This window comes from Amycolatopsis sp. NBC_00438 (assembly GCF_036026695.1).
GTDB lineage: Bacteria > Actinomycetota > Actinomycetes > Mycobacteriales > Pseudonocardiaceae > Amycolatopsis.
Genome location: NZ_CP107923.1, coordinates 1,720,886 through 1,735,466 on the forward strand (window position 1 = coordinate 1,720,886; position 14,581 = coordinate 1,735,466).

Genomic DNA, 14,581 nt, shown 5'->3' on the forward strand with positions numbered 1-14,581 from the left:
CGGGGCAGGCCGGTGCTCATCGGGCGGTGGCGTTGTCGCCGACGAGGTTGCCCCGCATCAGCCACGTCGGGCCTTCGGCGTACGCGCTCGCCTCGGCGAAGAAGGCGCCGAAGTACGGGCCGCCCGCGTGGGTCTCGAAGGCTTCGAGGTCGGCGTAGACCTCGTTGAGGTAGAAGACATCCGGGTTCTCGGCGTCCGCGATGACCTCGAACCGGTGCGAGCCCGGTTCGTGCGCGAGGGAGTCGCGCGCGGTCCGGCCGGCGGCCCGGACGAAGTCGTCGCGGTGCTCCGGCCGGACGGTGAACGAGACGAGGAACTGGTACACGGCAAGGCCTCTTTCGGTAGTTCATTCATTGAACTAGGTCACCGTAGCACGAGTGCAGTTCATTGAGCGAACTGCCGGTGTAGGGTGGACGACATGGCTCTTCCCAGCACCTACGCGGACCGCAACTGCTCGCTGGCGCGGGCGTTGGAGGTCGTCGGGGAGCGGTGGACGCTCCTGATCGTCCGCGACGCGTTCTTCGGGGTCCGGCGCTTCGGCGACTTCGCCGCCCAGCTCGGCATCCCGCGCGCCGTCCTGACCAGCCGGCTGAAGTCCCTCGTGCAGGAAGGCGTGCTCACCCGCGACGAAGCCGCGGGCGGGATCGTCGAATACCAGCTGACCGGCAAGGGTGTCGAGCTGTGGCCGATCGTGCGCGCCCTGATGGGCTGGGGGGACGCGCACTACTCCCCGGCCGGGGTGAAGCGCGCGGTCCGGCACGACGCCGACGGCGGCCTGCTCGACCACGACGGCCGCTGCCAGGACTGCGGTGAGGTCGTCCCGGTCCCGGACATCCGCATCGAACCCGGCCCCGGTTACGAGCCGTCGGGCGCGGTTCCCGATCCGCTGTCCGCCGCGATCAACACGCCGCACCGGCTGCTCGAGCCGGTCACGGCGGCCCGTCCGGCGCCCTGACCGAGCGCCGCCAGGCCGACGGGCTGACCCCGCGGACGCGTTTGAACGCGACGCTGAAGGCGAAGGCGTCTTCGTACCCGACATCCCGGGCCACGGCGGCGATCGTGGCCTCGGTGTCGCGGATCCGGTCCGCCGCCAAGGTCATCCGCCAGCCGGTGAGGTAGGTGAGCGGCGGCTCGCCGACCAGCGCGGTGAAGCGCGCGGCGAACGCGGCGCGGGACAGGCCGATCTCGGCGGCGAGCGCGGCGACCGTCCAGCGGCGGGCGGGATTCCCGTGCAGCAGGCGCAGCGCGTCGCCGACGGCCGGCTCGGCCAGCGCCCGGTACCAGGAGGGCGGCGCGGCGCCAGGGCGGGCGCACCACGCGCGCAATGCCAGCACGAGCACCAGATCCAGCAGCCGGGCCAGGACGGCGTCCTGGCCCGGTTCGTCTCGGGCGGCCTCGGCGGCGAGCAGTTCCAGTGGCCCGCCGGTCCGCGGCCCGGCGGGCACGACCGCCAGCGGCGGCAGCACGTCCAGCAGGCGGCTACCCGCGTCGCCGCGGAGTTCGTAGACGCCGCGGAGCATGGTCGTCGCCCCGGGCCGGCCGTCGCCGTAGGTGCGGGGCGCCCGGGTCCGCTGTACTTCCGCGGCGGCCTCGCTCCCGTCGGTGAAGTGCTTCTTCCCCTGCCGGATCACGAACCCGGCCGGCGTCGCCGGGTCGTCGGCGATCGTGTGCGCACCGGGTCCTTTGACGAGGGCGATGTCGCCGGCGGCGAGACGCACCGGCGCGGGATCGCCGTCGTCGAACCGGATCCACGCGTGGCCGCCGAGCGTGGCCACGACCGTGAGCGGCGGCGGGTCGGCGTAGGTCACCGCCCACGGCGGGCTTTGGACCAGCTGCCGGACCAGTGCAGTGCTCGCGCGGGCCCGGTCCAGCAGCTCGCTCAGGACGTCCATGCGACCTCACGGTAGACGATCACAAAGATATCCTCGACGTCCTCCCATGGATCGTCTTCGCTGCGGGGAGTTGGCTTCAGGGCATGACGAAGATCCTGATTCTCGGCGGCACCGGCAAGACCGGCAGCCGCGTCGCCCGGCGGCTGACGGACGCCGGCCGGCCGGTGCGGGTGGCGGCCCGCGCCGGCGGCTTCGACCTGGGCGACACGACGACCTGGGCGCCCGCGCTCGACGGGGTCACCGCCGCTTACCTCGTGGAACCCGATCTGCGGACGGTCCGCCTCCCGGGGTTCGTGGCCTCGGCGGTTTCCGCGGGCGTGCGGCGGCTGGTGCTGTTGTCGGCCGGCGGCGTCGGCGAGGCCGACGACCGGCACCCGCTCAAGGCCGCGGAGGCGGCGGTACGCGAGTCCGGGGCCGAGTGGACGATCCTGCGGCCGGACTGGTTCGCCCAGAACTTCGGCGAAGGTCCCTGGCTGCCCGCGATCCTCGCCGGAACCCTGGCCCTGCCCACCGGCGACGGGCGGACGCCGTTCGTCGACGCCGAGGACATCGCCGAGGTCGCCGCGTCGGCGCTGACCGGCCGCCACCACGGCCGGACCTACCGGCTGACCGGGCCGCGGGCGATCGGCGTCGGCGAAGCGGCCGAGATGATCGGCAAGGCCACCGGCCGCGTGATCCACTACGCCGACGTCAGTCCCGAAGTCCACATCGGACACTTGATCGCGAACGGCGTCCCGCCCGGCATCGCCCGGTTGCTCACCGGCATCCTGGTCGCCGTCCGCGACGGCGCGGTTCCCGCGCCGACCGACGACGTGGAACGCGTACTCGGCCGGCCGGCGGGGTCGTTCGAGGACTACGTCATCCGGGCCGCCGCCGCGGGGGTGTGGACCTGACGGCCTACCCCGGGCCCATCTCGGAGAAGAACTCGACGATCTCCCGGGGCGAGGTCGGGGTGAAGATCCACTCGAGTCCTCGCGCGGACCCGTGCGCCGCTTCTTCGGCGCGCGGGAACATCGCCTTCTCGTACTGCGCCAGCGCGGTCTCGACGTCGTCCGGGTGCTCCAGGATCGCGCGGGCCAGGTCGGCGCCGTCGATCAACGCGAGGTTCGCGCCCTCGCCGGCGAACGGGGACATCACGTGCGCGGCGTCGCCGACGAGCGTCACACCCGGGACCCGCTCCCAGCGGTGCCCGGCCGGCAAGCCGTAGATCCGGCGCGGGGTGATCGTGTCCGCGCTGTGGCGGATGAGATCGGTGAGGGCGGGCGCCCAGCCGGCGAACTCCTTGAGCAGGGCTTCGCGGGCCTCGCCCGGATCGGCCCAGTCGACGCCGCTGGAGGACAGCCAGTCCTCGGGGACGCGCAGCGAGGCGCCGAGTTCGATGTCGTGGCCGCCGTGGCCCAGGAAGCCCTTGTTGTCGGAGAGGGCGAAGATCATGCCGGGGCCGACGAGCTCGGCCAGGTCCGGGTGGCGCGCCGGGGCGTCCGGGATGCGGATCTCGACGTGGGAGATCCCGCAGTACTCCGGCGTCGCGGGCGACAGCAGCGGGCGCACCTTCGACCAGGTGCCGTCCGCGCCGATCAGGAGGTCGGTGGTGGTCGTGGTGCCGTCGGCGAAGGTCAGCTCGTGCCGGCCGTCGCCGAGGGCGCGAACCGCGGTGACCTTGTGGTCCCACACGATCCGGCCGGGATCGAGCGACGTGACGAGCAGGTCGCGCAGCACCGTCCGGTCGATCTCCGGACGGCCGCCTTCGCCGCCTTCCGGCCCGTTGTCGATGAAGACGTGCGCTTGCTTGTCGAGGACGCGCACGTGCTCGCCCTGCGGATGCGTATGACGGCGGAACTCGTCGTAGAGGCCGGCTTCGCGCAGGGCGAGCTGCCCGGTTTCTTCGTGGATGTCGAGTGAGCCGCCTTGGCGGCGTGCGCCGGCGGTGGTGTCGAGTTCGTGGACGGTGGCGGCGATCCCGTGGTTCTGGAGGATGCGGGCCAGGACGAGGCCGGACAGGCCCGCGCCGACGATCGTGACGGAAGAAGTGGTCATGGGAGGTCCTGATCCGGTGCTGGAGGGGGGTTTGCGGCGAGGATGCCGTCGAGCAGGACGTCGAAGGCCCAGTCGCCACGGGAGCCGCCGTCCCCGGAGACGAGCGCGGCGCTGAGCGGGAAGATGTGCGGGTACCGGGCCGCGTCCACGGTGGTGATCTTCGTGGCGAGCGCGGACAGCGCGGCGGCTTTCTCCGTCTTGGACTGGGGGCCGCTGAATTCGACGGCCACCGCGGTGGGGAAGAGCAGGAGCAGGTCGACGCCCCAGGCCGCGGCCCGGCCGGGCACGCCGCCTTCGTGGAGCAGCGCCAGGACGGTGTCGACCAGGGACAGGTAGTTCGGGCCGCTGGGCTGCGTGGACATCGCCATCCGGGCGATCCCGGGGTAGCGCATCAGCAGCTGCCCGTAGCCGGTCAGCAGTTCCTTCACCCGATCCCGCCAGGTGCCGGGCCCGGCGGCCGTCGGCCGGAGTTCGCCGAGAAGCACGTCGAGGATCTGCGCGTGCAGGTCTTCGGTGTTCCGGACGTAGACGTAGAGCGACGCGTGCCCCGAGTCGAGCGCGGCGGCGACACGGCGCATCGTCACCTTCTCCAGGCCTTCGTCCCGCAGGATGCCGAGCGCGGTATCGATGATCCCCTGCCTGGTCAGGGCCGGTTTCGCCGGCCGCTCACGGCGGCTGCGGGATGCCTGGGTGTCGTCGGCGGAGGGCATGACGCCACCGTAGCACGACCATGGTCGTAACGACCATGGTCGGCGGGTGATCTCCTCGTAGCCGACCTTGTTCGCGGTGTGCCGGCTCTGCCCGGTCACTTCGGTTCTCCAGGCCAGCCGTGCGGGCCCCGGATCGCTTTCGCTTCGGGTGAAGACGACCAGCCGGCGGTCGCGTGACTCGGCGAAGGGCAACTCGGAACGAGCCAAGGTGATGACGTCGGCCTCGGGACCGGTGAGGGCCGGGGTCGTGCTCGCCACCGAAATCGCCGGCCATTCGTCGTGCACCCTGCGGATGCGGCCGGCTTCCCGCGGCCCCGCCGGAGCGCGCGGGCGATGCGCGGCGCGAGTTCGCCGGCCGGCCGCGTCGCGCCCTTCAGGTCGTCGACGGGGAATCGCATGGTTCCATGCGTAGGCTCGCGCGTCCGAGCCCCGGGAGTTCCGCGTTCGTGCTCAATCCCGTTGCGGGGCAGTGAATCCCGGCGCTTTCCGGTGTTACGGTCCGCCGCGGCAGTCGAATCCACACCCCGGAGGCGCAAATGGTGGCGAAGCGTTGGTTCCCGGCCGTGGTGGCGGCCGTGCTCGGTCTCGCCGCGCCGGCCACTCCCGCGTCGGCGGCAGTGCCGGCGGTACAGGTGGCGCAGGTGGCTCCCGCCGGGTGCACGACGTCCGTCCAGTGGGTGCAGCAAGGCAACAACTACTTCTACGGCCTAGGCAGTGTGCAGTGCACTTCCGGGCGCTACCGGGCGAAGGCGGCCTGCATCAACAACCAGACCGGCGCCGGGTACGTGAACTACGGGACCCAGGTCGTGACCGCCCCGGCGACCACGACTGTGTTGTGCAACACCGGCAACTCGGCGCAGGCCGTGTACGCCGTGACCGATCCGGCCGACGCCGGCCTCACGGGCTGCGTCTCCTGGACCGAGTGGGTCAACCAGGGCGGCAACAACCTCTTCTACGGCCGCGGCCAAGCGCAGTGCGACACCGGCCGTTACCGGGTCAAGGCCCTGTGCAAGAACGAGCAGACCGGCGATTACTACATCCTCTACGGCACCCAGGTGGTGACCGCGCCGGCCGCCGTTGCGGTCACGTGCAACACCGGCAACACCGCGCAGATCGTGCAGGCCGTCGCCGATCCGGCCGCCGCGGGCCTGGCCGGGTGCATGACCTGGAGCGCGTGGATCGTGCAGGGCAGCACGCTCTACTACGGCCGGGGCAGCGCCCAGTGCGACAGCGGCCGCTACCAGGCGCGGCTCGCCTGCCACAACCTCCAGACCGGCCAGGACTACGTCGTGTACGCGCCGGTCGTCACCGCGCCGGCGACGTCGACCGGGACGTGCTTGTCCGGTAACTCCGCCACCGCCGTGACGACTGTCGCGGCCTGAAATCGGGCGGACGGGCAGTCACGCGGCGGCGCGTCACCTCGCGGGGTGACGATGACGAGATGGGGATTGCGGGGAAGACGCGACACGCGTGGAAGCGGCCTCGCAGGAGCGGCGCGTGCGGCCGCGATCCGGGTCGCCGCGTATTGGTTGTCCGAGGCGCGGCGCACCCGGACGAGCACCGTGGTCTGCTGCGGGATCACGACGGCCTTCAGCGTGCTCAACGGGCTGACCAGGTCGTGGCTCAGCCTGCTCGGCGCGGCGGGCCTGGCCGCCGTGGCTGCCCTGGTGCTGTGGCAGCCACGGCGGCTGGAACGTTCCCCGATCCGGCCGGGCCGGACCTGAACCCGGTTCAGAGCAGCGCGAACTTCTGGGCCGCCGAGCCGTTGCAGTCCCAGATCTGCAACCGCGTCCCGTTGCCCGTCGCGCCGCTCGGGGAGTCGAGGCAGCGGCCGGACTGCGGGTTGCGCAGCGAGCCGTCCGCCTGCTGCGTCCACGCCTGGCCGCCGACGCCGTTGCAGTCCCACAGCTCGACCTGGGCGCCGTTGGCCGTGCCGTTGCCGACGATGTCCAGGCACCGGCCCAACGTCCGCAGCGCGCCGCTCGACAGGTGGAACCAGTGCTGGTCCACGGCGAAGGACTGGCAGTCCCACAGCTGCACGGCGGTGCCGTTCACCCCGTGGTCGTCGCCGGCGACGTCGACGCACTTGCCGCCGGGGCCGGTGATCGGGCCGCCGCCGGTGACCGAGAACTTCTGGGCCGCGGAGCCGTTGCAGTCCCAGATCTGCAGCCGGGTGCCGTTGGCCGTGGCGCCGTTCGGCGAGTCGACGCACCGGCCGGACTGCGGGTTGCGCAGCGAGCCGTCCGCCTGCTGCACCCACTTCTGGCCGCCGACGCCGTTGCAGTCCCACAGTTCCAGCAGCGCGCCGCCCGCCGTCCCGTTGCCGACGACGTCGAGGCATCTGCCCAAAGTGGACAGTGACGAGTCGGAGTTGTGCGCCCAGTGCTGGTCGGACGCGTTGGCCTGGCAGTCCCACAGCTGCACGGCGGTGCCGTTGCCGCCGGTGTCGTCACCGGCGACGTCGAGGCACTTGCCGCCCGGGCCGGAGACCGTGGCCGCGTAGGGCGGTGTCCCGGTGCTGCCGGAGTAGCCGACGGAGACCACATTGGACTGGACGGCGTCGTCCGCTGCGTCGGACGGGTAGCCCGCGGTCATCACACCCTCGAAGAACGAGCCGATGGACGCGTTGCTGTTGTCCCCGCCGGTGCCGAGCACGATCGAGCCCTCCTGGTGCATCGGCGTGTAGCCGCCCGAGGGCAGCGCGCCGTTGTACCAGGTGGTGAGGCCGCCGCTCTGGGAGTTGCCGCCCTTGAGCGCGAACGTCGTCTGGCCGTTGTTCTTCAGCAGCGCCGTGACGAACGGCGTGGCGTTGCCGCGGTTGGCGGTGTTGGAGCGGTTGCCCTGGAACAGGCCGTTCTCCAGGTCGCCCGCCACCCACGGGCCGATCCCGGTGCACGGCGGGAAGTAGCACGTGGTGCCGAGGTTCACCGCGTCCATGTGGCCGTTGCCGGTGTCGGCGATCTGGGCCTCGACGTTGCCGTAGTCGAAGCAGCAGCCGCCGTTGACGTGCGTGCCGCTGGCGACCATGTACATGCCTTCGGGCTGGCCGTTGACCGCGACGCCGGCGCCGACGTAGTGCCGGTACCCGGTGCCGGGGGAGACGTAGACGCCGTAGACCTTGTGCCCGCCCGCGGTCACCGGCAGCGCGGACGCGACGGCGGCGACGTCCTGGCCGCCCGCGGTGCCCGGCCCTTCGACGGTGAGGTCGTTGTGGCGCGGGGACTGGTCGTAGATCACCGTGATGAGGCACGTCGTGCCCGCGCAGAACGAGTCCTGCGCGGCGGCGTTGGCGTACCCGCCCGCGGCGAGCAGGCCGATGTCCGTTTCGGCGCGGTCGGAGGCGCGCTGCACGCGGTAGAGGTTGCCGGCGTAGGCCGAGTACAGGGCGCGCGTGGTGCTGTGGGCGGCGACGCACTGGGTGCCCGCGGCGCCGTAGATGTCGCAGGGCAGGGAACCGGCGGCCTGCGAAACCGTGGTCAGGCCGAGCATCGTCCCGAGGACGAGCAGCGTGGTGGTGACGGTGGCGAGAAGTCTTCGGCCGGAAACGCGGTGCACGGGGACCTCACTCTCAAGCCGCAGGTCAATGACCCGGGCGGATTTTACAACGTTGTATTTCCAGGAGAGAAGGAAGAGGCGATCGGGATGTGGGGAGGGTAGGTCGGCGTTCTCGACCGTGTCAACAGTTCACGAGGTGCCGCTGGTCCAGTCCACTGGGATCCCCGGGCAGGTGCACCCGGACGGCCTATCCGGCGGGGATCCGTTTCGTGCCAGGGGATGCGGTCGCCTCGGCGCGATTCGTCCGGTTGGTGGCCTCGGCGGGCGGCGCGATCCGGGAAGGTCCCGGTCGTGGCCGGACCGCGTCGCCCTCTATCCGTTCTGCGGGGCCGTCTTCGGCGGGGCGAGCCTGGTGCCGACGGTCGCGCTGAGGCCCATGGCCCTGCGGAGGGTGGTGACGTCCGGGCGCCTCGCGGAGGCGCTCCGAGCCGGGACCGGCGACCGCGTCCGGGAACCGGTCCGGGTCGCCCGGGAATCGCGGTCCGGCGTCGCCCTGATGGCGGTGCTGTGCTGGTTCGTCCTGACGCGTGGACCCCGGACGGGGCGGAAGACGCCGCTGGGCATGGCTGACTCCAAGTTGAGGAGAGGCCCCTGAGCGGGTGGCGGCGACACGCAGGAGGGTGAGGTGAATCGGTTCCGAATATCGCCCGCGGGCCCCGATCTGTCAAGGCTTGACAGGTCGGGGCCGGTGGTATGAACCTTTTCACCGAGCGTCCCCGGCCGGTCACGGATGCACCTTCCCGGCGGTCAGGGGGCGAGCCGGACGACGCCGTCCCCTGACCGGCGGCGGGTCCGCCCCCGTTCCCGGCCAGGGAGGAACCATGCCCACGATCGTTCGGCCGCGGCACCGCCGCGGACCCGGTACCCGGTTGACGACGCTGGCGGCGGCGCTCGTCGTCGCGGCACTCGGCTTCACCGCCCCCGCGGCGCACGCAGCGGATCCGCTTATTTCGCAGGGGAAAGCCGTCACGGCGTCCTCTGTGGAGAACGCCGGTACCCCCGCCGCCGCCGCGGTGGACGGCAACACCGGCACCCGCTGGTCGTCCCAGTTCAGCGATCCACAGTGGATCCAGGTCGACCTCGGCGGCGCGGCGACCGTCAGCCAGGTCGTGCTGCGCTGGGAGGCCGCGTACGCCACCGCGTTCCAGATCCAGGTGTCCGCCAACGGTTCCAGCTGGTCCACTGTGTACCAGACGACCACCGGCACCGGCGGCGTGCAGACGCTGAACGTGACCGGCTCCGGCCGGTACGTGCGGCTCTACACCACCGCGCGCGCCACACCGTACGGCGTCTCGTTGTTCGAGTTCCAGGTCTTCGGCACCGGCGGTGGCACGACCACCCCGCCGCCCGGGTCGGGCGTCCCGCCCGATTCCTTCTGGGGTGACACGAGCAGCATCCCGGCCGCGCAGAACGTGCTCACCGTGAAGGTGCTCAACCGGACCAACGGCAAGTACCCGGACAGCCAGGTGTTCTGGAACTTCGGCGGCCAGACCCACTCGATCGCCGAGCAGCCCTACATCGACATGCCGGCCAACTCGGCCGGGCGGATGTACTTCTACCTCGGCACCCCGAACGGCCAGTACGCCGACTTCATCGAGTTCACCGTCGGCCCGGACGTTTTCAACGGCAACACCACCCGGGTGGACGCGTTCGCGCTGAAGCTGGCCATGCGGCTGCACGCGCACGACGGCTACGACGTGCAGGTCGGCGACGACTACGGGACCTTCCAGGAGGATCGCGCGGCCACGTTCGCCAAGTTCCAGGCCGAGGTGCCGACCGAGTTCAAGGGCCTGGCGACGGTGAACGCGCCGTACCGGATCCCGGCGCCGGGCAGCGCTCCCGACTTCCGCGCGGGCGGGCAGTACGCGAACTACTTCACCGCCTACGCCCAGTCGGTCGGCGTCAACGAACCGACGTCCAACATCACCGGCTGCGCCGGCTCGCTGGCCGGTAACCCGAACATGTGCGCGGCGCTGAACCGGCACACCGCGCAGCTGCCGGCGTCGCAGCAGCAGGACCCGGCGAACTACTACAAGGCCGCCCCGGCGAACTACTACGCGAAGTACTGGCACGACCACGGCATCAACCACCTCGCGTACGGCTTCCCGTACGACGACGTGGCCGGCCAGTCCTCGTTCGTCTCCCACGGCGACCCGCAGTGGCTGGAGGTCGCCGTCGGCTGGTGACTCCGAAGGTGACGGCCCCGGCAACCCCGGGGCCGTCACCTCGTCAGAGGGTGAACCGTGCGGCTCTTCAGTCCACTTGCGACGGTCTTGCCGCCGCGGGTCGACCAGCAGGCCGCGTACCCGAGGACGACCAGGCCGGTCAGGGCGTTGCGGGTGCTCTTCACCGCGACGGCGACGTCTTGCGCATGCGGGGAGTAGGCCGCGCCGGTCGCTGTCGACTCCGCTGTGTTGTCCACGGCCAGGCCTGTCCACAGCCCGAACTGGGTGTCGGTCAGGTTCAGTGCGTGGCCGATCAGCGGGAAGGTGAACAGCGCGACGGCGCCCACGGCGAGGATCGCGGCGATGGCGTACCCGGAGTCCTCGTCGTCGGCGTCGATGGCGCCCCTGCCGGCGATGATCGCCGAGACGCCGCAGATGGACCATCGGCGTCCCGGCCGTGTTCCGGCCGGGCGTCGCCACCTACGAGTTCTGGCTGAAGATCGGCATCGTGCTGCTCGGCGCCCGGTTCGTGCTGGGCGACCCGGCCAAAGCTCGGCGGCCTGAGCCTCGGGCTGATCCTCAGGTCGGGCAGCGCGGTGCCGGTCGCCTTGCAGCAGGCCGGGGAGGTAGCGCAGGACGGGGATCGCCGTCAGGCCACTGCTTCTTGTGGTGGTGCCGGCCGGCGTGGTCATTTGACCAGGAACGTGATCGCCGGCAGCACACCGAAGGCGGCCAGCAGCTTCGCCCTTGACGGCGTCCGGCGGCTCAGGGGAGGGCGAACGCGGAACCGCCGCCGTGCCACCACTTCCGGTAGAACCGCGAACCCTCGACGAGCGCGAGGTAGTCGTGCTCGATCTTGGCGCACACCTCGTCCACGAGCGGCGCCAGCCGCGAACCCGTGCGCCACGCGAGGACCAGGTCGCGCGACAGTGGCGTGCCGGCCAGCGACAGCGTCGCGAGCCCGTCGCGCGCCGTGCCGATCGGGTAGAGCAGGCAGATGCCCCGGTTCTCGGCGGTGAGCGCGAACGCGACGTGCGCTTCCGTGGTGAGGTGCGCGATGCGCTGTTCGAACCCCGCCGACGCGCAGACGCGGGCGAAGTACTCGTTCATGCCGCTGTCGTCCGGATCGGGCATGACCCACTTCTCGCCGGCGAGGTCGGCCAGCTCGATCTCGTCGCGTTCGGCGAGCGGGTGCCGTTGCGAAACACCGATGAAAAAGGGCTCCCGCAACAACAACCGGTGCTCCACCCCTTCGGGCGGGCGCACCGGGAACCCCGAAAACTGGCGCAGCACCGCGACATCCAGCTCGCCGGAGCGCAGCAACGCCGTGAGCGTACCGGTTTCGCGGATCGTGCGGCTGGTCACCTCGCGGCGCGGCAGCAGCGCGGTCAGCGCGTTGACCAGCAAGCTGAACTGCTGCGCCGGGATCCCGCCCACCTTCACCGGCGCCCCGGACTCGCTCGCGGCGTTGACCCGGGCCGTGCGCTGCAGCGCGTCGAACTGGCGCAGCAGGTTGCGTGCGTCCCGCACCAGTTCCGCGCCGTGTGGGTCGGCACCACACCGTCGGTCGAGCGGATGAACAGTGCTCCGCCGACGAACTGTTCGATGCGTTTGAGCTGTGTGGTGACGGCCGGCTGGCTCAGGTGCAGCCGCGCCGCCGCGCGTCGCAGGCTGCCGGCTTCCGCCACCTCGACGACGAGTTCCAGGTGCCGGATCTCCAGTCGCATCCCGAAACATTATCGCCTGGTGCAATAGGGCCGATCCCGTGACGATCATGGCCGCGCCCGCCGCGGCCCGGTTACGTTCCTCCGCGTGACAGCACTGGCTTGTGTTCCGCTGAGCGGAAAGACGGCGCTCCCCGCCCTGGTCTCCGACGACGTCGTGCGGCGCTTCCTCGACGCCGCGGCCGCCGAGTACGCCTGCATCACGCCCGACACGCCGAGACCCTGCTTCGGCGTGCTGCTGGGCACGGTCGCCGAAGACGCGCTGCTGGTGTCGGACATCGCCTTCGCCCGCAACGCCCGCACCACCGATCCCAGCGCCCGCGCGGAGTTTGCGGCCACGATCGTCCCGCGGTTCGGCTCGGCGTACGAGAACGCCGTCCGCGCGTGGTGGGTCGCGCCGGCCGACCTGCTCCGCATCTCCCGCGACGGCGACGACCGCGGCCTCGACATCCTCGGCTCCATCCACCTGCACCCGGACTGGCACCGGCTCGGCCCGGAGTGCGAACGCGACCGGCCCCTGAGCGACCGGCCGACCCCGATGGACAAGTACGTCTTCCGCGGCGCGGGCTGGCCGCTGAACGTCGTCTGCTACCTGGAAAACCAGCACGGCGGGTTCTACTACTCGCTGGCCGCGTGGGACGGCGAGTGCGCACCGGTTTCGCTGCGCGTGCTCGCCTCGGCGGGGGTGCCCGCGTGACGGACGAGGGAATCCGCGCGTTGTGGGACACGATGACCGCCGGGTGGGCGCGGGGTGACGCGGCGCGGTTCGCCTCGGTCTTCGCCGCCGACGTCGACTTCGTGAACGTCCGCGGGGAAGCCCTTTCCGGCCGGGACGCCGTGGAATCGGGCCACGCGCACCTCTTCGCCACGGCCTATCGCGGGACGACGTTGTCGGCGTCGGTGACGTTGATCCGCCGGCTCGCGCCCGGCCTTTCCCTGGTGCACGTGACGTCGGAGATCGCGCCGGCCGGCGTCGTGACGCACGCCCAAGCCGTGGTCCGGCACACCGGCTCTCCCGAAATCACCGCCTTCCACAACATGATCCCGAAAGGACCCCCACAATGACCCGCCCCCGGCTGCGGCACCTCGCGTTCGTCGTCCAGGACGCCCAGCGGATGGCCGCGTTCTACTGCGAGCAGTTCGGCATGGACCTGTTCCACACCGACCCCGACGGCAGCCACTTCGTCACCGACGGGTACCTCAACCTGGCGCTTATCCAGCAGCGGCTGGACGGCGACGTCGCGACCGGCTTCAACCACTTCGGCTTCCAGGTCTCCGACATCCCGCCGGTCGCCGACCGCCTCGCCGGGGCCGGCGTGCCGCGGCCCGTCCCGCGCGGCGGTGACCGCCCGTTCGCCGAGTACCGCGCGATCGACCCGGAAGGGAACTGGTTCGACCTGTCCGAGCACGGTTTCCTGCCGCCCGGCGTCGAAGCGGGGTGATCGCACCGGCGCTTCTTCTCACTTCCCGGGGCCCGGCCGGATCCCGTGTTAGAAGTGGAACATGCTATCCACTTCGATGCGGCTCGCGACCTACGACCGCTACGGCCCGCCCGACGTCCTCTCCGTGACGACCGCCCCCGTGCCGCGGCCGCGTCCCGGCGAGGTCCTGGTCCGGGTGCGGGCGGTGTCGGTCGACGGCGGCGAACTCGCCCTGCGGGCCGGGAAACTGGGCTCGTTGCGGAGCCGGAAGTTCCCCAAGGGGGTCGGGGTCGACCTGGCCGGCGAGGTCGTCGATCCCGGGACCACGCGGTTCGCGGCGGGCGACCGGGTCTGGGGCATGCTGGGCCGGCGGCTGGGGTCGGCCGCGGAGTACGTCACCCTGCCGCCCGGCCAGCTGGACCACCTGCCCGCGGGACTCGACGTGGTGCAGGCCGCGTCGCTGCTCGTCGGGGCCGCCGCGATCACGGCGTTGCGCGACCTGGCCGCGCTCGCGCCCGGCGAACGGCTCCTGATCCGCGGCGCGACCGGCGGCGTCGGCTACGTCGCCGTCCAGCTCGGGAAGGCGATGGGCGCGCACGTCACCGGGCTGGCGAGCGCGGCCAATCTGGACCTGGCGAAGGAGCTCGGCGCCGACGAAGCGATCGACTACCGCGCGCCCGGCGACCTGGGCCGCTTCGACGTCGTCTTCGACACGGTCGGCACCGGCCTGCCCGCCTTCCGCCGGCTGCTCACACCGCGGGGACGGCTGGTCACGATCGCGCTCGACCTCGGCCGGCCGGCCCGCTCGCTGGCCTACATCGGGGCGAACGCGCTGCGCCGGCGTCGCTGGGTCCGCTTCTTCCCCAGCGACCCGACCGCGCCGCTGCTCGCCGAACTCGGCCGCTGGGTCACCGCGGGGGCGATCCGCCCGCAGGTCGACCGGGTGTTCCCGCTGGCCGAGGTGGCCGCCGCGCACGGTGCGCTGGAACGGGGCGGGGTGCGCGGCAAGATCGTGATCGACCTGTCCTGAGCCGGGGCCGCTGCTGAGTCCGGGTCGTGCCCGCCGGACGGGGGAGG

The 14,581-nt window shown here is 71.8% G+C and carries 17 protein-coding genes; 9 read left to right on the forward strand and 8 right to left on the reverse strand.

What is annotated here, in order from left to right:
• Window positions 1-16: 16 nt before the first annotated feature.
• On the reverse strand, window positions 17-325 hold the full coding sequence (locus tag OG494_RS08260; protein ID WP_328453550.1) for a putative quinol monooxygenase: 309 nt from the start codon (window positions 323-325) through the stop codon (window positions 17-19).
• A 93-nt stretch (window positions 326-418) separates the two neighbouring features.
• Between OG494_RS08260 and OG494_RS08265 the strand changes: the two genes are divergently transcribed.
• On the forward strand, window positions 419-955 hold the full coding sequence (locus OG494_RS08265) for a winged helix-turn-helix transcriptional regulator (protein WP_328453552.1): 537 nt from the start codon (window positions 419-421) through the stop codon (window positions 953-955).
• Here OG494_RS08265 and OG494_RS08270 read toward each other — a convergent pair.
• A complete protein-coding gene (locus OG494_RS08270; RefSeq protein WP_328453554.1) occupies window positions 930-1,892 on the reverse strand; it encodes an AraC family transcriptional regulator in 963 nt (320 codons plus the stop codon). The genes OG494_RS08265 and OG494_RS08270 overlap by 26 nt on opposite strands.
• A gap of 83 nt (window positions 1,893-1,975) precedes the next feature.
• On the opposite strand from OG494_RS08270, the gene OG494_RS08275 reads away from it, so the two are divergent.
• A complete protein-coding gene (locus OG494_RS08275; protein ID WP_328453556.1) occupies window positions 1,976-2,785 on the forward strand; it encodes an NAD(P)H-binding protein in 810 nt (269 codons plus the stop codon).
• Window positions 2,786-2,789: 4 nt separating this feature from the next.
• Here the strand turns inward: OG494_RS08275 and OG494_RS08280 are convergent, their stop codons facing one another.
• Both OG494_RS08280 and OG494_RS08285 read right to left on the reverse strand, forming a co-directional pair.
• Window positions 2,790-3,929, reverse strand: a complete 1,140-nt coding sequence (locus tag OG494_RS08280; protein WP_328453558.1) for an FAD-dependent oxidoreductase — start codon at window positions 3,927-3,929, stop codon at window positions 2,790-2,792.
• A complete protein-coding gene (locus OG494_RS08285; protein ID WP_328453559.1) occupies window positions 3,926-4,639 on the reverse strand; it encodes a TetR/AcrR family transcriptional regulator in 714 nt (237 codons plus the stop codon). The genes OG494_RS08280 and OG494_RS08285 overlap by 4 nt, the downstream gene beginning before the upstream one ends.
• Window positions 4,640-5,175: 536 nt before the next feature.
• Here OG494_RS08285 and OG494_RS08290 point away from each other — a divergent pair.
• Both OG494_RS08290 and OG494_RS08295 read left to right on the forward strand, forming a co-directional pair.
• Window positions 5,176-6,021, forward strand: a complete 846-nt coding sequence (locus OG494_RS08290; protein WP_328453561.1) for a hypothetical protein — start codon at window positions 5,176-5,178, stop codon at window positions 6,019-6,021.
• 147 nt (window positions 6,022-6,168) lie between these two features.
• The gene (locus OG494_RS08295) at window positions 6,169-6,363 is read left to right on the forward strand and encodes a hypothetical protein (protein WP_328453563.1); all 195 of its coding nucleotides are present in this window, start codon (window positions 6,169-6,171) and stop codon (window positions 6,361-6,363) included.
• A 7-nt stretch (window positions 6,364-6,370) separates the two neighbouring features.
• Here the strand turns inward: OG494_RS08295 and OG494_RS08300 are convergent, their stop codons facing one another.
• Entirely contained in the window at window positions 6,371-8,194 is a 1,824-nt protein-coding gene (locus OG494_RS08300) for an arabinofuranosidase catalytic domain-containing protein (protein ID WP_328453565.1), read from the reverse strand.
• A gap of 821 nt (window positions 8,195-9,015) precedes the next feature.
• Here OG494_RS08300 and OG494_RS48335 point away from each other — a divergent pair.
• Window positions 9,016-10,380: a beta-1,3-glucanase family protein gene (locus OG494_RS48335; RefSeq protein WP_442874393.1), complete on the forward strand. Its 1,365-nt coding sequence runs from the start codon at window positions 9,016-9,018 to the stop codon at window positions 10,378-10,380.
• A 35-nt stretch (window positions 10,381-10,415) separates the two neighbouring features.
• Here the strand turns inward: OG494_RS48335 and OG494_RS08315 are convergent, their stop codons facing one another.
• The 3 genes from OG494_RS08315 to OG494_RS08325 form a co-directional block, all read right to left on the reverse strand.
• Window positions 10,416-11,051 carry a YeiH family protein gene (locus tag OG494_RS08315; protein WP_328453567.1) on the reverse strand — a complete coding sequence of 212 codons (636 nt, stop codon included), beginning with the start codon at window positions 11,049-11,051 and terminating at the stop codon, window positions 10,416-10,418.
• 73 nt (window positions 11,052-11,124) lie between these two features.
• Window positions 11,125-11,889, reverse strand: a complete 765-nt coding sequence (locus tag OG494_RS08320; RefSeq protein WP_328453569.1) for a LysR substrate-binding domain-containing protein — start codon at window positions 11,887-11,889, stop codon at window positions 11,125-11,127.
• A complete protein-coding gene (locus tag OG494_RS08325) occupies window positions 11,799-12,086 on the reverse strand; it encodes a helix-turn-helix domain-containing protein (RefSeq protein ID WP_328453571.1) in 288 nt (95 codons plus the stop codon). The genes OG494_RS08320 and OG494_RS08325 overlap by 91 nt, the downstream gene beginning before the upstream one ends.
• Window positions 12,087-12,171: 85 nt before the next feature.
• Here OG494_RS08325 and OG494_RS08330 point away from each other — a divergent pair, with 85 nt between their 5' ends.
• The 4 genes from OG494_RS08330 to OG494_RS08345 all read left to right on the forward strand — a co-directional run bounded on the left by OG494_RS08330 (window position 12,172) and on the right by OG494_RS08345 (window position 14,534).
• Window positions 12,172-12,780, forward strand: coding sequence for a hypothetical protein (locus OG494_RS08330; RefSeq protein ID WP_328453573.1), 609 nt, complete (start codon window positions 12,172-12,174; stop codon window positions 12,778-12,780).
• On the forward strand, window positions 12,777-13,148 hold the full coding sequence (locus OG494_RS08335) for an SgcJ/EcaC family oxidoreductase (protein ID WP_328453575.1): 372 nt from the start codon (window positions 12,777-12,779) through the stop codon (window positions 13,146-13,148). The genes OG494_RS08330 and OG494_RS08335 overlap by 4 nt, the downstream gene beginning before the upstream one ends.
• Entirely contained in the window at window positions 13,145-13,525 is a 381-nt protein-coding gene (locus OG494_RS08340) for a VOC family protein (RefSeq protein WP_328453577.1), read from the forward strand. Before OG494_RS08335 ends, OG494_RS08340 begins: the two co-directional genes overlap by 4 nt.
• 61 nt (window positions 13,526-13,586) lie before the next feature.
• On the forward strand, window positions 13,587-14,534 hold the full coding sequence (locus OG494_RS08345; protein ID WP_328453579.1) for an NAD(P)-dependent alcohol dehydrogenase: 948 nt from the start codon (window positions 13,587-13,589) through the stop codon (window positions 14,532-14,534).
• Window positions 14,535-14,581: the final 47 nt, after the last annotated feature.

What these genes read in the sequence shown, in the direction of transcription:
- OG494_RS08275 (WP_328453556.1), top strand. Translation starts at nt 1,976, where the DNA reads ATGACGAAGATCCTGATTCTCGGCGGCACCGGCAAGACCGGCAGCCGC.
- OG494_RS08270 (WP_328453554.1), bottom strand. Translation starts at nt 1,892, where the DNA reads ATGGACGTCCTGAGCGAGCTGCTGGACCGGGCCCGCGCGAGCACTGCA.
- OG494_RS08280 (WP_328453558.1), bottom strand. Translation starts at nt 3,929, where the DNA reads ATGACCACTTCTTCCGTCACGATCGTCGGCGCGGGCCTGTCCGGCCTC.
- OG494_RS08290 (WP_328453561.1), top strand. Translation starts at nt 5,176, where the DNA reads ATGGTGGCGAAGCGTTGGTTCCCGGCCGTGGTGGCGGCCGTGCTCGGT.
- OG494_RS08345 (WP_328453579.1), top strand. Translation starts at nt 13,587, where the DNA reads ATGCTATCCACTTCGATGCGGCTCGCGACCTACGACCGCTACGGCCCG.
- OG494_RS08325 (WP_328453571.1), bottom strand. Translation starts at nt 12,086, where the DNA reads ATGCGACTGGAGATCCGGCACCTGGAACTCGTCGTCGAGGTGGCGGAA.
- OG494_RS08315 (WP_328453567.1), bottom strand. Translation starts at nt 11,051, where the DNA reads ATGACCACGCCGGCCGGCACCACCACAAGAAGCAGTGGCCTGACGGCG.
- OG494_RS48335 (WP_442874393.1), top strand. Translation starts at nt 9,016, where the DNA reads ATGCCCACGATCGTTCGGCCGCGGCACCGCCGCGGACCCGGTACCCGG.
- OG494_RS08340 (WP_328453577.1), top strand. Translation starts at nt 13,145, where the DNA reads ATGACCCGCCCCCGGCTGCGGCACCTCGCGTTCGTCGTCCAGGACGCC.
- OG494_RS08265 (WP_328453552.1), top strand. Translation starts at nt 419, where the DNA reads ATGGCTCTTCCCAGCACCTACGCGGACCGCAACTGCTCGCTGGCGCGG.
- OG494_RS08285 (WP_328453559.1), bottom strand. Translation starts at nt 4,639, where the DNA reads ATGCCCTCCGCCGACGACACCCAGGCATCCCGCAGCCGCCGTGAGCGG.